Genomic DNA, 16,350 nt, shown 5'->3' on the forward strand with positions numbered 1-16,350 from the left:
GACGATGGCAAAGATGCACGCAGTACAGGTAGCAGAACCGGGCGCCCCGCTCGAACTGGTTGAACGCGATATTCCGGAGCCGCCCGAAGGACACGTCCTCGTCAAGGTGCACGCTTGCGGGATCTGCCATAGCGATTCGCTCACGAAAGAAGGCCATTGGCCAGGCCTCCAGTTTCCGCGCGTGCCAGGCCACGAGATCGCGGGCGTGATCGCAAAGCTAGGCGCGCGCGTCGAGGATTGGCAGGTCGGGCAGCGCATCGGCGTGGGCTGGCATGGTGGCCATTGCGGCCATTGCGAACACTGCCGCCACGGCGACTTCGTGCTTTGCAAGAACGGGCAGATTCCCGGCATCAGCTATGACGGCGGCTATGCCGATTACATGGTGGCGCCGCAGGAAGCGCTCGCGCGCATGCCCGACGACCTCTCCGACGTCGAAGCGGCGCCGCTTCTGTGCGCCGGCATCACCACCTTCAACGCGCTGCGCCACAGCGGCGCGCGCGCGGGCGATGTCGTAGCGATCCTCGGCATCGGCGGGCTCGGCCATCTCGGCGTGCAGTACGCGCGCAAAATGGGCTTCGTCACCGTAGCCATCGCGCGCGGGCAGGACAAGGCGCCGCTCGCGAAGCAGCTCGGCGCGCATCACTATATCGACAGCGCCTCGCAGGACGTCGCGCAGGCGTTGCTCGCGCTAGGCGGCGCGCGCGTGATCCTCGCCACCGCCACGAGCGGCAAGGCCATGAGCGCCGCGCTGGGCGGCCTTGGCCTGAACGGCAAGATGATCATGGTCGGCGTCTCGCAGGAACCCGTGGAGGTGCCGATCACGCAGTTCATCATGGGCCGCCACTCGGTGCAGGGCTGGCCCTCGGGCACCGCTGCCGACTCTCAGGAGACCCTGGCGTTCAGTGCGCTCTCCGGCGTGAAGCCGATGATCGAGGAATATCCGCTGTCGCGCGCCGCAGAAGCCTATGAGCGGATGATAAGCGGCAAAGCGCGCTTTCGCGTGGTGCTCAAGCCCGGCGCCTGAGTCGGCAAGCATTGCGAACGGCGCACTTCCGTCACACTAGCGCCCCTCTTGCGGCCCGGCCTCGTCCTTCGGGAGGCCGGCTTCGCCGACATAGCGTTCGACAGCACTGCTTACGGTCGGATCGAAACGGTCCGGCCCGATGTCCTCGAGCAAATCGAAGCGCTTGAGCTTGTCGCGCACCGGATCTTTCATCTCCGCAAAATGCAGCGCGACGCCGCGCTCGCGCAACGCGTGGGTCAGCTCGCGCAGCATGTCGGCGGACGTGACGTCCACGCTCGTCACGGGCTCCGCCGCCACCACGACCCGGCGCACCGGTGTGGGCGACGCCTCCACCGCCTCCATCAGGCGTTGCGCAAACAGCTCGGCATTCGCGAAGAACAACGGCGCATCCCAGCGAAACAGCACGAGGCCAGGCGTGCGCACGGCTTCGGGATAGCGCTCGATATCGTGATAGCCGCGCAATCCTTCCACGCGGCCAAGCACCGCGAAGTGGGGCCGCCAGCCGTCCCAGAGAAATTCGATCACGGCGATCAACACGGCGAGGCCTATGCCGGGAATCGCCCCGAACACCGCGACGGCCACGAAGCAGCCAATGGATAGCCAGAACTCCCATTGCTGAATGCGATAGATGCGCTTGAGATCCGCGAATTCGAACAGCCCCAGTGCGGCGGCGATCACCACGGCCGCCAGCGCGCTGTTGGGCAAATAGCGCAACAGATTGGGCGCGACCATGAGCAGCGCCGCCACCGCGAGCGCGCCCACCACGCCGGTGAGCTGCGTGCGGGCGCCCGCGGCCTCGGCAACCGGCGTGCGCGACGCGCTGCTGCTGATCGGAAAGCCCTGGAACAAGCCCGCCGCGAAGTTGGCTACGCCGAGGCCCACCATCTCCTGATTGGGATCGACGCGCGCATGAAAGCGCGCCGCATAGGTGCGCGAGAGCACGCTCGTATCGGCGAAGGCGATCAACGCGACGGCCGCGCCGCCCAGGACGATCTTGACGAGGTCCGCGTTGGCGACCCACGGCAGCGAGAGCCCGGGCAACCCCTGCGGAATCGTGCCCAGCACTTTAACGCCGAGGCTGTCGAGGTGGAAAAGACTCACCGAGAGCGTGGCCACGATCACGGCGATCAGAATGCCGGGCACTTTGTCGAAGCGCTTGAGCAGCAAGATCAACACGAGGCTTCCCGCGCCCACGGCAAAGGTGTACCAGTTGGCCGCACCGCGCGCGACACCCTGGACGAGGCTAAGCAGGTCGCGCATCGGGCCCTGCTCGTCGATGGAGATGCCGAAGAGTTTCGGCAACTGGCTAATGAGCACGGCCAGCGCGATGCCGTTCATGTAGCCGTACCGAATGGGCTTGGACAGCAGCTCGGTAATGAAGCCGAGGCGCAAGAGCCCCATGACGACGCAGACGAGACCGGAAACGATCGCCATCATGCTCGCCACGCCGATGGCGCGCGCGGGGTCGCCGCCGGCCACCTGAACGACCACGGCGAGTATGGGCGCAGCGAGCGCGGAATCGGGGCCGAGCACGAGAATGCGGCTAGGCCCGAATATGGCGTACGCCAGCAGCGGAATGATCGTCGCGTAGAGACCGTAGACGCCGGGCACACCGGAAGCCGCCGCGTAGGCAATGCCGACCGGCACGAGCATCGTGGTCAGCACGAGCCCTGCGGCGAGATCGTTCAGTAGCCAGGCGCGTTGGTAGGTCTTGAACAGCGTGACGCCGGGTAGCCAGCGCAGCCATGACCGGCTTGCGGTCGCACTTGCGGGCGGTGCATCGGTGGAAGCAGGTCTTTCCATTTCCATTGGCCGGTTAATTGTCGTGAGAATGCTGGCGCTGGGAATCGTGGAGCCGACTGCGTGCGCTAAAAAGAATAGTTGAAATGCCTTCGTCACAAAAGGCGAGTTTGGCCGCACTGACTGCGCAAGCCTGAGCGCCCGTGCGGACCGCACTTTTTCGTGCATCGCCCGAGGCCACTGCGCCAACTGGGTGCACCCCACCGGCGTCCGCACTGCTGCGGTGCACAACGCATCATGCGCCGCGTTGCGTTGCGCCGCGCCCAAAGTTCCGTCCGGCAAGGTTCTCCGGCCAGGGGACCAACTGGCACATACCTTGCTGAACACTCATGCGCGCCCAGCGATGGCGCACAATGCACCGATTAACCGTCGAAGACGTCATGCCGACGACCACCGAATCCCCATGCTGCGCGTACTGCTCGTAACCGACACCGACAAGCCTATCGGCGACCTGCGCGACGCGCTCGCCAAGCTCGGCTACGACATGCTCGCCGAGCCTGCGACACCGCAGGCGCTGCATCGCGTCGTCGAGCGCGAGCGGCCCGATGTCATCATCATTGATACCGAATCGCCCTCGCGCGACACGCTCGAACAGCTCGCGGTGATGAACGCCACCGCGCCGCGTCCGGTGCTGATGTTCAGCCACGACGCCAACCAGCAGCTCATCCGCTCGGCCGTGAGCGCGGGTGTGACCGCGTATCTCGTGGAAGGGCTCGCGAGCGAGCGCCTCGCGCCGATCCTCGAAGTCGCGCTCGCGCGCTTTGCCCAGGAAGCGCAGTTGCGCGAGCGTCTCACGCAGGCGGAGAACGAGCTGGCCGAGCGCAAGCTGATCGACCGCGCCAAACGCATCCTGATGGAGCAACAGAAGCTCACCGAGCCCGCCGCCTACGCGGCGCTGCGCAAGCGCGCGATGAACCAGAGCGTGAAGCTCGCCGAAGTCGCCCGCCAGATCGTCGCAGCGGGCGACGTGCAGGACCGACCATGAACGCCACCACCACGCTCGGCGCGCCCGAGAAAACCCATCTGAAGATCGGCTTCGTGCCGCTCGCCGACGCCGCGCCGCTCGTCGCCGCGAAGCTGCTCGAGTTCGGCCACGCGCACGGCCTCACGCTCGAACTCTCGCGCCAGCCCTCGTGGGCCGCGCTGCGCGACAAGCTGCTGTCCGGCGAACTCGACGCCGCGCATTCGCTCTACGGGCTCGTGTATGGCGTGCAACTCGGCCTTGGCGGCCCGCAAACCGACATGGCCGTGCTGATGGTGCTCAATCGCAACGGTCAGGCGATCACGCTTTCGAACCGTCTCGCGGACGCGCTCGCCGAGCACGGCTCGCTGCCGCGCGCGCTCGCGACGCTCGCTCGCAAGCCCGTGTTCGCTCAGACCTTTCCCACCGGCACGCACGCGATGTGGCTGTATTACTGGCTCGCTTCGCAGGGCGTGCATCCGCTGCGCGACGTCGAGAGCGTGGTGATACCGCCGCCGCAGATGGTGGCCGCCCTGGCCGAAGATCGCCTCGACGGCCTGTGCGTGGGCGAGCCGTGGGCGGGGCTCGCCGAGCAGCGCGGCGTGGGACGCACGATCATCGCGAGCGGGGCGATCTGGCCGGATCATCCCGAGAAAGTGCTCGCCTGCCGGCGCGATTTCGTGGCGCGCCACCCGAATACGGCGCGCGCGCTCGTGCAGACGATGCTCGAAGCGTGCCGCTGGCTGGACGGCGAAGGCAATCGGCGCGAGATTGCGCAGTGGCTCGCGCGCCCGGAGATGCTGGGCGTCGACGCCAGGCTGATCGCGGCGCGGCTAGAGGCCGATGCGGCTTCGAACGCGCCCGGAATGAAGTTCTTCGAAGAAGGCCGCGTGAACTACCCGCGCGAATCGGAGGGCGTGTGGTTTCTTACGCAGTTCGAACGATGGGGCATGCTCGCGCGGCGAAGCGACTATCGCGAGATCGCTTGCGCGCTCAATCAGACGGCGATGTATGCGCAAGCGGCCGCGACGATGGGGATTGAAGTGCCTCGTGAGTTCTCCACTCCGGTCTTCGTCGACGGGCTAAAATGGGATGGCCTCGATAGCGTGGGGTATGTCGAGCGATTTGGAATCAGAGGTTGAGGGGCTTTAGTTAACGCGTGAAAGGCCTGGCGTCGTCGCGTCAGAGATATGTCTGATCGTCAATCAAGGGGCTGGCAGATCTGCAACATAGGTCGCATGGGCATCAGGGCCATACAGCGATGTAGAACGCGACGTAGAATAGCAGAGTAACAATCACAAGCAACATCACACGACGGTAACGTGATGAAGTACCGCTTGGCTGCGTGAATCCGGCGATTGCCCACAACAAGCTCGGTGCAACGATAAATACAACGATAACGACATAGCCAATTGTCGATACCTGGCAATGCTCGAAGTCCCAGCAATCATGCCAACGTGTACCGACTAGCGGCCACGACAGCCTTGTCGCCAGACGGCTTATCCAGACAGCAGACTGCCACGACACCAGAGCACCCAAGAAAAAATAAATGATCGACCGGGCTGCTCGGCTCACTTAATTTCCCAAAAGAGAATTTGTTTTGACTTTCCTAAATCAGAATACCACGCAGACGATACCCCAAGGGTAAAACGTAAGAACGATGTAGCACGCCCCTCGAAGCCCGGTGAAGTTAGCTTGCTTCCATTCCACAGATCGATATGATCGCCGGTTGTCTGCCCTGCACCATCAGTTTTCCGTGCCCAGTACCCCGCGAAAAAGACAATTCCAGTGCGCCCCTTGATATTGCATCGCAATTGCAAAGGCAGATATCGCCCTCCAGCGCCTGTTGCTTGCCCATCATCGTTGCGTTTTGGTGTGGCCCTTTCCAGCCAATTACGCCCTCCGAGTCGCAGGCAGGGCACCATACCTTCGCTCCGATGAATGTCATCGGCGTTCCGTGATGCATGCAGGTATCCATGCCTTCGAGCACAATACCGCCCGCTGTCGTTTTGTCTCCCAGTTTCAAAATGGCTCGTCTCATTCAGAGACCTCTGCACTGCATTTCTGTTGATCCGACATTTTCATACCTCACTTGAGTCGATGAAAATATTCGGCCGGCATTGCGACCGACGAGAGGGCAGACTAAATCAAGCGCCTATAATCGATCTTGGTGCTTTGAAAATCTCGCGCAATCGGACTGATCCGAATTCTTTTCACGCTGAGAATGGTCAGGCGTGTCGCTAACTGCTACGACGCGACGACTACACGCGGCGCACGAACGATCGCGGCTTGCTGTATGAGAATGGGAATCGGGGTTGCCGGACGCTTGTAAGAAGGCACAGGTCTCGCGTCACAACGCTTCGCGTAGCTCAACGGGATCAAGCTAACGCGCAGCTGCTCGCGCTCACGGCGAGCAAAGTAGACAGGGACATGACGGACAGGTTACGAGCGTTTTCCTTTTCTAGCGTTGCGACGCAACCCGCCCGCGCTCTGCGGTTACTTCACCACGACCTGCGTGTGCCCCACGACCGGCGGCTTCTCGAAGTACGGGCCGACGAGGCGCCGCCACTCCTGAAAGTCATCCGACTCGCGAAAGTGCACCATGTGATCCTCGACGGTATCCCACTGCACGACGAGCACATACTGGTTCGGCTCTTCCACGCCGCGCTGCAGTTCCACGGCGCGGCAGCCGCGCGCACGGTGAAAGAGCGGCAGCGCTTGCGCCACGGCCGCCTCGAATTCGGCGTTCTTGCCTGCGCTCACTGCGATATGCGCCATCTCGTAGACCATCCTGTTCTCCTTGTGATTCGCGTTGATTCGCGACTGCAGTCAGTTCATGTTTAGACGTTCGATCACCTCGTCCGCAATCGCGAGCGAAGCCGTCAGCCCCGGCGACTCAATGCCGTAGAGGTTCACGAGCCCGCTCGCGCCGTGCTCGCGCGCGTCCTGGATCACGAAGTCGCCGCCATGCTTGCCCTCGGCCAGCTTCGGGCGGATGCCAGCATAACCCGGTTGCAGCGAGTCGTCAGGCAGCGCCGGCCAGTAGGTGCGAATCGCCTCGTAGAATTTCGCCGCGCGGCCCGGGTCCACGGTGTAGTCGATCGTGTCGATCCACTGCACGTCGGGGCCAAAGCGCGCCTGGTGGCCAAGGTCGATCGTCAGATGGACGCCCAGGCCCCCTTCCTCCGGCACAGGGTAGATGAGCCGCGAAAACGGCGCCGCGCCTGTAAGCGAGTAGTAATTGCCTTTCGCGTAGCGCTCCGGCGGGATCGATTGCTGCGGCACGCCTTCGATGCAAGCCGCTACCTGCTGCGCGTAGAGGCCCGCGCTGTTCACCACGCGCGTGGCAAGCAATTCCATCGGCTCGTCGCCACCAACCTTGAGCAGCGTCGGCTGGCCCGGCGTCACCAGGCCACCCGTGACCGGCGAGCAAAACGCGAGCATGCCGCCCGCCGCTTCGAAGTCGCCCTGCAGCGCGAGCATCAAGCTGTGACTGTCCACAATGCCCGTGGAGGGCGATTCGAGCGCCGCCACGCAATTGAGTGCGGGCTCCATGGCGCGCGCCTCGTCGCGCTCGAGCCAGCGCAGGTCGTTCACGCCATTGGCGGCCGCCGCCGCGCGAATCGCGCGCAGCGCGTCGAGCTGCCCTTCGTGTGTTGCGACGATGAACTTGCCGCAGCGGCTGTGCTCCACGCCCTTCTCTTCGCAATACGCGTAGAGCTGGTGCTTGCCCCGCACGCACAGCCGCGCCTTGAGCGAGCCTTGCGGATAGTAGATGCCCGCGTGTATCACTTCGCTGTTGCGCGAACTGGTGCCCGTGCCGATGGCGTTTTCCGCCTCGACGAGGACGGTTTCCCAGCCTTGCTGCGCACACGCTCGCGCAACCGCGAGACCGACTACGCCCGCGCCGATCACGACGCAATCCACCGTGTCCGTCATGAAACTTCCTTTCTCGTCACGCGAGTGCTGTTTCGACTGGCGCTATTTTGCCCAATTCGCGTGTATTGCGTGAAAGGACGCGCAGCATGAAAAAACGCCGCGCGATCAGGCGATCGGGCGGCGTCAAACAACTACCGGAGAAAATGAGGCTAGACGTGCATCAGAAGTGCGTATGCAGGCCCACGCGCGCAACCGCCTGGCTCTGACCGCTCGAAGCGCCGTCCGAGGAGTTCATGCCGTTGATCTGCGCAAGACCGCCCGAGCTGGCACGCTGGTACACGCCCAGCACGTACACGCTGGTGCGCTTGGAGAGCGCGTAATCGACGATCGCCGCGACCTGGTGGGCGTGATTGTTGTCGACCACCTCGTTGCCCTTCATGTACATGTACGAGGCGCCGGCGCTCAGCGCAGGCGTGAAGTTGTAGTGCGCGCCTACCGAGCCCTCGTACACCGAGCCGCCGTTGGCCGAGTTATGCACCGTGGTGAAGAGCGCGTTCGTGATCCAGCCGCCAAAACGGTAATGCGCGCCAATACCCCAGTTGCGCACGCTCACGTCGCCTTCGCCCGTCACGACGGTCTTGAGATTCGTATAGGCCGCGTTCACGCCAAAGTCATGCGCCGCGTAATTCAGCGCGAAGCTCGTGCCGTTGCCCGTGCCGATCGAACCGGCCACGCCGCCGAAGCTGTACATCGCGCCCGCGCTGAAACCGCCGAACGTCGGCGACAGATACTTCACGGAGTTGTTGACGGTCTCGCCTGCCATGCGGTCCCAGTCGAACGCACCGGTCGCGTTGTTCGGCAGCGCGAGCTTCTGGAACGGACCCGCGCGGAAATCATAAAAGTGGCCCGAGAGTTCCGCCGGATCGTTGCCTGCGAAATACAACGAGTCTGTCATGAAGTCGTACTGGTTACCGAGCGTGAGCTTGCCCAGCTTGTCGTTGCTCAGGCCCAGAATCGAGGTACGGCTAAAGAGGCTCTTGTTCGGCATGAAGGCGCCGTTGTCCACCTGGAACTGGTTGACGAGCTGGAAAAAGGCCTTCGTGCCGCCGCCCAGATCTTCCGTGCCGGTGATGCCCCAGAGGTTCGGGCCGTTCACACCGTCGTCCATCTTGAGGTTGTGCTTGCCGCCCTGGTTGCTCACGTAGGTAATGCCCGTGTCCATCATCCCGTAGAGGGTCACGCTGCTTTGCGCGAACGCAGGTGCCGCGCATGCCATCGCGCCGATGGCCCCCGTAATCGCCAATGCAATTTTTTTGTACTGCTTATGATCCTGCATTCTCCAAGTCTCCTGTTTTGAACAAACCTGTTTATTCGAGCATCGAAGGTTATCCGGCTCGCCGCCCCGAGATCAGGCGAGCCGCAAGCAAGCGCGCGGCATATGGGCCACGCGGGTCAAACGCGCTCGAGCGGGCAAAACGCCCGCTTAAGCGCAAAAGCGAATCGGGAGATCAAGCGGGATAAAACGGTCGATCGAGCGCTCAGACCGCGTCGGGCACCTTGCGCGTCTTCAGGAACGCTTCGAGGGTTTCGCCGCGCATGCTCGCGTACATGCCGAGATTCGTGATCTTCACCACGCGCGCGAACTTCTCCAGCACGAAGAAGCACACGCCGTATTGAATGAGGCCGAGCCAGTCTGTTGCGTCGACGAGCGCGCGCTCCTCATCGGTAAGCGCGGCTGCGTCGTAGGCGGCCTTGCGATCGCTCAGCCACAGTTCGCGCGCCTGCGGCAAACGCATTTCCCAGAAGAAGCGGTTCAGGCGCATGGCCTTCATGCTCTGGCGAATGTCGAACGGGTAGGTGCCCGTCAATGCCTCGATGCCAACCAGTTGCGGATTCATTGCTGGCCCTCTTCTTCGTACACCGTGACCGCCATCGCCGTGCTGGTCGCGAGATAGTAGTTGCGATGGACTTCGCGGATCTTGCCGCCCAGCGCCCCGCGCATGGCGAGCCACATGATCGTCTCCACGCTCTCCGCGCCGCCGAGGCGCACGTAATCCACGTGCTTCATGCGAGCGAGGCGCTCCGGATCGTTCACGATCAGGTCGAGGAACTCCATGTCCCATTCGGTGTTGTTGTAGCCGCTGCGCTCGCCGTGTACCTGGTGCGAAAGGCCGCCCGTGCCCACCACGACGACATCGAGATCCTGCTCGAACGATTCGATCGCGCGGCGCAGCGCCTGGCCGATCCGGTAGCAGCGGTTGGCGGTCGGCAGCGGATACTGCAGCACGTTCACCTGGATCGGCACCAGCGCCGCAGGCCAGCCGCCTTCGTGCGGCAGCATCAGTGAAAGCGGCGAATTGCAGCCGTGGTCGAGCGGTTTGTCCTGGAAGATCGTGAGGTCGAACTCGTCGTTCACGAGTTGCTCGGCAATGTGGATCGCGAGGTCGGGGTGGCCCGCGATGTCCGGCAGCGCGCGTTTGCCCGCGCCTTCGTCGGCGAACTCGTGCGTGGCGGAAACGCCCAGCGCGAAGGTCGGGTAGCAGTCGAAGAAGAAGCTGTTGGCGTGGTCGTTGTAGAACATCACGAGCGCGTCCGGCTTGCGCTCGGCGAGCCACTGCGCCACCGGTTCGTACCCCTGGAAGAGCGGCGCCCACGCGGGTTCGTTCTGCTTGCCCTTGTCGTATGCCATGCCGATCGTCGGCACGTGCGATGTGCCGATGCCGCCCACTATTCTTGCCATGATCTTGCCCTCTGCTGCTGTTCATGCGGCGCACTCGCGCCGCGCTGGACCGGATACGTCGGCAGACGCCTTCGATCCATCAATTGGGATACGAAATTACAAAAATGCCGCCCAAACCGTAAGCAAGGGTTAACCACGAATTTTTCCCTTTTCCTCATGAATTCAGGGCTTTTGAGCGTTTTCGCACACTCGGCCGATCGCTCAAACCCGCGCGCCGTAACGGTTTTTGGTATCCTGAAAGACCATTGCGGGAAGTGCGGAAGATCCGCCCCGGCAACGCCCTCATAAACGAAACAGATATCAAAAGAACGAACTCGCAAGGGCCACGCGCGCCATACGCCGCGCGCCTCGCACACTGCGATTCACGCAAGACATGAACGGGACGACCCAGCAAACCATCGTGCAGGCGCTGCGCACGCGCATCCTGTCCGGCGAACTCGCGCCCGGCGAGCGGCTCGTCGAGGCCCAGCTCGCCGAGCGCCTCGGTATTTCGCGCACGCCGCTGCGCTACGCGCTCAGTGTGCTCGCCACCGAGGGCCTCGTCGAGCGCTCGGGCGCGCGCGGCTATACCGTGCGGCGCTTTTCGGTGACCGACGTGCTCAACGCCATTGACGTGCGCGGCGTGCTCGAAGGACTCGCCGCACGCACGGTCGCCGAGCGCGGCGTGGATGCGGCGCTCGCGCGCGCGCTCGAAGACTGCCTGCGCGAGGGCGACGCGATTTTCGCGGCCGGCGTGCTCGACAGCGAAGCGGAAACGCGCTACGCCGCGATGAACGGCCGCTTCCACGCACTCATTGTGGAAGCGGCGCACAATCTCGCGGTGAGCGCCGCGCTCGCGCTCAACGACAAGATTCCATTCGTCTCGCCGGGCACGGTGGTGTTCGACAAGGCCGCGCAGCAGCGCCAGTTCATGATGCTTTCGTATGCGCACCGCCAGCATCACGCGATTGTCGGCGCGCTCGTGAACGGCGAAGGCGCGCGCGTCGAAGCGCTGATGAAAGAGCACACGCATATTTCGAAGGAGAGCCTCAATCTCTCGGTCGACCGCCTGCATCTGAGCGCAGTTGCCGCCGCAGTGGCCGCATGAGACACGGCACGTATCCCACCCAAAACGACATGATCGCGCCGTGAGCCAGCCCGAACTCCTGAATCTCGCGCATCTGCGCGCCTTTCGCCTCGTTGCCGACACCGGCAGCGCCACGCGCGCCGCTTCGGCCCTGTATCGCGCGCAGTCGGCCGTCACGCGCTCGGTACAGGAACTGGAGACGGCGCTCGGCGCGCCGCTCTTCGAGCGCAAGCCATCGGGCATGCTGCCCACGGCCGTGGGCCGCGTGGTGCTCGAGCGCTGCGCGCGCATTTTTGGCGAACTGGAAGAGCTGGCGCAGTGGTGCGCCGCGCGCCAGGCGCGCCGTCGCGCGTTGAGCGAAGGCACGCTGCCCGCGTATTTGCTCAACACACGGCGGCTGCAGCTATTCGTCGCGCTGGCGCGGCATCGCCACATGCCGAGCACGGCCAATGCATTCGGCATCAGCCAGCCCGCAGTGAGCAGCGCCATGCGCGTGCTCGAAAGCGGCTCGGGCGTCACGCTCTTCCATCGCGGACCGCGCGGCGTGCTGCTTACGGCTGAAGGCGAAACGTTCCTGCTGCACGTGCGGCGCGCGCTCAACGAATTGCGCCACGTGCCCGACGATATCGCGGCGCTGCACGGCAATATCCAGGGCTCGGTGACGGTGGGCGCGCTGCCGTTGGGCCGCACGCTGATCCTGCCCGCCGCGATCGCGCGTCTTTCCGCGCAGCATCCGGGCGTGCGCGTGGTGACCGACGAAAGCGCTTATGAGCTGCTCGTGGCGGGCCTGCGCGCGGGCGACGTGGACTTCGTGCTCGGCGCGCTGCGCGAAAACGACGCGGCAAGCGGCCTCGGCAATGAAAGGCTGATGTCGGAAGACATGGTAGTGCTCGCGCGACATGATCATCCGCTTGCGAAAAAGCATGGTCTCACGCTGAACGATCTGCGTGACGCACAATGGATTCTTTCGCGCACGCATTCGCCCTCGCGCGGGCTGCTCGAGGCGCAGTTCCGCCGCGTGAAGCTCAAGCCGCCGCTGCCCACCGTCGAAACCGCCGATCTCGCCGTGATTCGCGGGCTGCTGCTCGGCACGGACATGATCACGGCACTCTCGGCGCAGCAGTTGCATTACGAAATCGAGTCGGGCCAGTTGGTGATCCTCGACGTGCCGTTGCAGCACACGCGCCGCGATATCGGGCTCACGCTGCGCGCGCAGGGCTCGCCCTCGCCTGCGGCGCGTGCGCTGATCGACGCGATCCGGCTCGCGGTCATGGACGTTGCGCCCGCAACGCGCGTGGTGGAGGGACGGCGCGCGGGCTGATCGTCGTGCGACGGAGCGTAGTGGTTCGCCAGCGCGGGAGTGCATACATGGCAGAAGCATGGCAATTCCAGGTCCGTATCACCGTCACCCCCGCGTTGGCCGAAGCGCTGCGTGCGGGCAAGCCCTACGACGGGCGCGATTTGCTCGAAGCTGTTTTGCGCGAGCACGACGCCTCTTTGAAGTGTCAGTTCGACGCGTTCGCCGACTATGTCGACGCAGCGGAACGCGAGGGGCGCGAGCGCTATCCGTTATATCAATGGACGAAAGACACGATTGGCAATCGCGAGAAAAAAGCGAAATACCTGAAGTCGTTTACGGTCTACGTTCGCGGTGAAGAGGTCTACGGCAGCGAGGCCGCCGACTCGCTGCATGCGCGGCTCTCCGCCCTTGCTGATCAGGTGGGCATCGAAAGCGTGAGCCGGTTCGATACGAACCCGGCCAATAATCCGCAGCCGCCCGCGCGCGACCAAGGCAGGCACTGACTCTGCCGCATCGCACCATTGTCACGAGCGACGCGACGCTTCATGCGTGCGCCGGATAGCCGGTAAAAATATGCCCCAAGCTACAGACGGCTTTCGTTAGAATCTATTTCCGTCGCGGCATAAAACATTTTGCATTGGTGCGGCAGTAGCGAACCGCAAATACTGCTCACAATGTTCATCCTTTATCGGAGGCGAGCGTGCCAGGTTTACTTCCCAACGTCGACCGCGAGGGACTCCTCGAATATTCAGTGGTCTACACCGACCGCTCGATCAATCATATGTCGCAGCGCTTTCAAGGCGTCATGCGAGATATCTCCGCGTCGCTGAAAAAAGTCTACAACGCGAAGTCGGTCGTGATTGTTCCGGGCAGCGGGACTTTCGGCATGGAAGCCGTTGCCCGCCAGTTCGCGACGAACAAGAAATGCCTCGTCATTCGCAACGGCTGGTTCAGCTTCCGCTGGTCGCAGATTTTCGACATGGGCAGCATTCCGTCTGAATCGATCGTGTTGAAGGCGCGCCCGGTCGAACAGGGAAGGCAAGCCGCCTATGCGCCGCCGCCCATCGAAGAAGTCGTTGCTGCGATCAAGGAGAACAAGCCCGATCTGGTCTTTGCGCCGCATGTCGAAACCGCATCCGGCATGATGCTGCCCAACGCGTATTTGCGTGCGGTGGCCGACGCTGTGCACGCCGTAGGCGGCATGTTCGTACTCGATTGCATCGCCTCCGGTACGGTCTGGGTCGACATGGAGGCGAGCGGCATCGATATCCTGATCAGCGCCCCGCAAAAGGGGTGGAGCGCTTCACCTTGCTGCGCATTGGTCATGCTCAACGCGCTCGCCCGCGAACGCATTGATGCCACGACCAGCACCAGCTTCGCCTGCGATCTTCGCAAGTGGCTGCAGATCATGGAAGCCTACGAGAACGGCGGGTTCGCTTATCACGCCACGATGCCCACTGACAGTCTCGCGACGCTGCGCGACGTGATCAAGGAAACCGAGGCTTACGGCTTCGACAAGGTAATGGCGGAGCAGCTCGAACTCGGAAAGCGCATTCGGGCGCTGCTCGCGAGCAAGGGGTTCCGAAGCGTAGCGGCCGAAGGGTTTCAGGCGCCGGGCGTCGTGGTCAGCTACTCCGACGACGATGGCATACGATCCGGCAAGAAGTTCGCCGACGCCGGCTTGCAGATCGCGGCCGGCGTGCCCCTGATGTGCGACGAGCCGGAAGACTTCAAGACCTTCCGCATTGGATTATTCGGCCTCGAAAAACTGCATGACGTCGAAGGCGCGGTCGACAGGCTCGCCAAGGCGCTGGAGCGCATTCTCTGACGCAACGCCTCATGTAGTCACAAAGCGAAACGAGCGCCCTTGCGGCGCTCGTTTTCGTTCTTGCTGCTAGTGCGTCGTGCGTACCGGAATCAAGCGTCTGCCGCAGTGTCGACGTAGCGCAGGCCCTTTTCGGCAAGGCGCTCGCGCATGCCGTAATAGTCGAGGCCGAGCGTACCGCCCGCGAGCACCGCGCGCGTTTTTTCTTCCTTGGCAAGGCGCGCCTGCGTCGCTTCCACGACCTTCGCAACCGTGTCGAACGGCACCACGACCACGCCGTCGTCGTCGGCCACGATCACGTCGCCCGGATGCACGATCTGCTGCGCGCACACCACCGGCACGTTCACCGAGCCGAGCGTTTCCTTCACCGTGCCTTGCGCCGAAACGGCCTTCGACCACACCGGGAAGTCCATCGCCTTCAGTGCGCGCACGTCGCGGCAACCCGCGTCGATAATGAGCCCGCGCACGCCGCGCGCCGCAAGCGAGGTGGCGAGCAGTTCGCCGAAGTAGCCGTCTTCGCAGGGCGACGTGGGCGCGGCCACGAGCACGTCGCCTTCACGGCACTGCTCCACGGCCACGTGCAGCATCCAGTTGTCCGAGGGCGGCATCAGCACGGTCACGGCCGAGCCCGCAATCGCGGCGCCCGAATAAATGGGCCGCAAATACGTGGCGAGCAAGCCAAGACGGCTTTGCGCCTCGTGCACGGTGGCCGAGCCGGCTTCCTTGAGGATTTCGATGTGGCGCGCGTCGGCGCGCGGAATCTGGGTGACGACTACACCGCGTTTCATGACAGATCTCCCACTACTGCGGGCGTCAGGCGCATATAGCCTTCCGCGTATTGAATGTCGCGCTTCGCCGTAATGCCGATGTTGCGCTTGGCCTGCACGCCGCGCTGCTGCGCGACACGCGTGTAGTACTCCCAAAGGTGTTCCTGGCCCGCCATGCACTCAATGGCGCGGCGCTTCACGTCCCACACTTCGGTAATGTCGAGGAAGGTGTTCGGAATCCACTCGCACTGCTCGGTCTGGTGCGGTTCGAACGCGTAGACGGGCGGCGCGCCGACGATCTTCTGCCCCGGATTGTGGCCCTCGGCCTGCGCGATGATGCGCGCTTCCTGGGCCACATGCATGGCGAGCGGATGATCGAAGTTGTACGGGTCCTTCTGCGAGTGGCTCAGCACGAAGGCCGGTTGCACGTCGCGATACACATCGACGAGGCGCATGAGCGCTTCATCGGAAACGCGCAGCGGATAGTCGCCCAGATCGAAGAACTCGCATTGGGCGCCCAGGATCTCCGCGGCGGCGAGCGCCTCCTCGCGGCGCGCGGCCTTCACTTTCTCGATGGTCATGTCGGGGCCCTTGCGCCAGAGCTTCGCCGACTCGCCGCGCTCGCCAAACGAGAGGCACACCACTTTCACGCGATAGCCGTTCTTCCTGTGCAGGGCAATCGCGCCACCCGCGCGCCATACGAAATCCGCGCTGTGTGCGCTCACCACGAGCATCGATTGTTCAGTCATTTCCGGTTCACCAGACGTCCTTCATCACGAAGCTCCATTGTAGGTTTGGGCGCGCCTCGCGAACCAACGAAAGGACTGCCTAAAGGTATCGAATCTGCTTATTGGCACCGCAAACAAATCGTCTTGCGAACGAACCGGGCCGGGTTTTTCCCATGCGGCAGTCAGGAGCGCGTACTGCATTGGTTGAGCGCGCAACGTTGAGTGAAAACGTACGCACTCAAGTCTTACGACCCTGAAAT

Annotated in this window: 17 protein-coding genes; 7 read left to right on the forward strand and 10 right to left on the reverse strand. The window is 63.5% G+C overall.

What is annotated here, in order from left to right:
• The first annotated feature begins 4 nt into the window (after nt 1–4).
• Complete coding sequence (locus tag U5A58_RS28190) at nt 5–1,024, forward strand: alcohol dehydrogenase (protein WP_321963862.1); 1,020 nt, start codon at nt 5–7, stop codon at nt 1,022–1,024.
• Between the two features lie 36 nt (nt 1,025–1,060).
• Here U5A58_RS28190 and U5A58_RS28195 read toward each other — a convergent pair whose 3' ends face one another.
• Nucleotides 1,061–2,827 carry a sulfate permease gene (locus tag U5A58_RS28195; protein ID WP_321963863.1) on the reverse strand — a complete coding sequence of 589 codons (1,767 nt, stop codon included), beginning with the start codon at nt 2,825–2,827 and terminating at the stop codon, nt 1,061–1,063.
• A 400-nt stretch (nt 2,828–3,227) separates the two neighbouring features.
• On the opposite strand from U5A58_RS28195, the gene U5A58_RS28200 reads away from it, so the two are divergent.
• Nucleotides 3,228–3,809 (forward strand): ANTAR domain-containing response regulator, encoded by a 582-nt coding sequence (locus U5A58_RS28200; RefSeq protein WP_321914124.1) that lies wholly within the window; start codon nt 3,228–3,230, stop codon nt 3,807–3,809.
• A complete protein-coding gene (locus tag U5A58_RS28205; RefSeq protein WP_321963864.1) occupies nt 3,806–4,927 on the forward strand; it encodes a CmpA/NrtA family ABC transporter substrate-binding protein in 1,122 nt (373 codons plus the stop codon). Before U5A58_RS28200 ends, U5A58_RS28205 begins: the two co-directional genes overlap by 4 nt.
• A 429-nt stretch (nt 4,928–5,356) precedes the next feature.
• On the opposite strand, the gene U5A58_RS28210 is transcribed toward U5A58_RS28205, so the two are convergent.
• From U5A58_RS28210 to U5A58_RS28240, 7 genes are all read right to left on the reverse strand, one after another.
• A complete protein-coding gene (locus tag U5A58_RS28210; protein WP_321963890.1) occupies nt 5,357–5,587 on the reverse strand; it encodes a T6SS effector amidase Tae4 family protein in 231 nt (76 codons plus the stop codon).
• Nucleotides 5,476–5,826: a PAAR domain-containing protein gene (locus tag U5A58_RS28215; protein WP_321963865.1), complete on the reverse strand. Its 351-nt coding sequence runs from the start codon at nt 5,824–5,826 to the stop codon at nt 5,476–5,478. Before U5A58_RS28215 ends, U5A58_RS28210 begins: the two co-directional genes overlap by 112 nt.
• Nucleotides 5,827–6,281: 455 nt before the next feature.
• On the reverse strand, nt 6,282–6,575 hold the full coding sequence (locus tag U5A58_RS28220; protein ID WP_321914126.1) for an antibiotic biosynthesis monooxygenase: 294 nt from the start codon (nt 6,573–6,575) through the stop codon (nt 6,282–6,284).
• 39 nt (nt 6,576–6,614) lie between these two features.
• The gene (locus U5A58_RS28225) at nt 6,615–7,724 is read right to left on the reverse strand and encodes an NAD(P)/FAD-dependent oxidoreductase (RefSeq protein WP_321963866.1); all 1,110 of its coding nucleotides are present in this window, start codon (nt 7,722–7,724) and stop codon (nt 6,615–6,617) included.
• 160 nt (nt 7,725–7,884) lie between these two features.
• Nucleotides 7,885–9,000 carry a porin gene (locus U5A58_RS28230; RefSeq protein ID WP_415774304.1) on the reverse strand — a complete coding sequence of 372 codons (1,116 nt, stop codon included), beginning with the start codon at nt 8,998–9,000 and terminating at the stop codon, nt 7,885–7,887.
• A gap of 202 nt (nt 9,001–9,202) precedes the next feature.
• The gene (locus U5A58_RS28235) at nt 9,203–9,562 is read right to left on the reverse strand and encodes a protocatechuate 3,4-dioxygenase (RefSeq protein WP_321963867.1); all 360 of its coding nucleotides are present in this window, start codon (nt 9,560–9,562) and stop codon (nt 9,203–9,205) included.
• The gene (locus tag U5A58_RS28240) at nt 9,559–10,404 is read right to left on the reverse strand and encodes a gallate dioxygenase (protein WP_321963868.1); all 846 of its coding nucleotides are present in this window, start codon (nt 10,402–10,404) and stop codon (nt 9,559–9,561) included. The genes U5A58_RS28235 and U5A58_RS28240 overlap by 4 nt, the downstream gene beginning before the upstream one ends.
• A 373-nt stretch (nt 10,405–10,777) precedes the next feature.
• Here U5A58_RS28240 and U5A58_RS28245 point away from each other — a divergent pair, with 373 nt between their 5' ends.
• The 4 genes from U5A58_RS28245 to U5A58_RS28260 all read left to right on the forward strand — a co-directional run bounded on the left by U5A58_RS28245 (nt 10,778) and on the right by U5A58_RS28260 (nt 14,598).
• On the forward strand, nt 10,778–11,491 hold the full coding sequence (locus tag U5A58_RS28245) for a GntR family transcriptional regulator (RefSeq protein WP_321963869.1): 714 nt from the start codon (nt 10,778–10,780) through the stop codon (nt 11,489–11,491).
• A 40-nt stretch (nt 11,492–11,531) separates the two neighbouring features.
• Entirely contained in the window at nt 11,532–12,791 is a 1,260-nt protein-coding gene (locus tag U5A58_RS28250; protein WP_321914131.1) for a LysR family transcriptional regulator, read from the forward strand.
• Nucleotides 12,792–12,838: 47 nt separating this feature from the next.
• Nucleotides 12,839–13,273, forward strand: a complete 435-nt coding sequence (locus U5A58_RS28255; RefSeq protein ID WP_321963870.1) for a hypothetical protein — start codon at nt 12,839–12,841, stop codon at nt 13,271–13,273.
• 197 nt (nt 13,274–13,470) lie between these two features.
• Nucleotides 13,471–14,598: an aminotransferase class V-fold PLP-dependent enzyme gene (locus tag U5A58_RS28260; RefSeq protein ID WP_321963871.1), complete on the forward strand. Its 1,128-nt coding sequence runs from the start codon at nt 13,471–13,473 to the stop codon at nt 14,596–14,598.
• A gap of 89 nt (nt 14,599–14,687) precedes the next feature.
• Here U5A58_RS28260 and U5A58_RS28265 read toward each other — a convergent pair whose 3' ends face one another.
• Nucleotides 14,688–15,383, reverse strand: a complete 696-nt coding sequence (locus U5A58_RS28265) for a 4-carboxy-4-hydroxy-2-oxoadipate aldolase/oxaloacetate decarboxylase (protein ID WP_321963872.1) — start codon at nt 15,381–15,383, stop codon at nt 14,688–14,690.
• Entirely contained in the window at nt 15,380–16,111 is a 732-nt protein-coding gene (locus U5A58_RS28270) for a PIG-L deacetylase family protein (RefSeq protein WP_321914134.1), read from the reverse strand. Before U5A58_RS28270 ends, U5A58_RS28265 begins: the two co-directional genes overlap by 4 nt.
• Between the last annotated feature and the right edge of the window lie 239 nt (nt 16,112–16,350).

Source organism: Paraburkholderia sp. J7 (assembly GCF_905220155.1).
GTDB lineage: Bacteria > Pseudomonadota > Gammaproteobacteria > Burkholderiales > Burkholderiaceae > Paraburkholderia.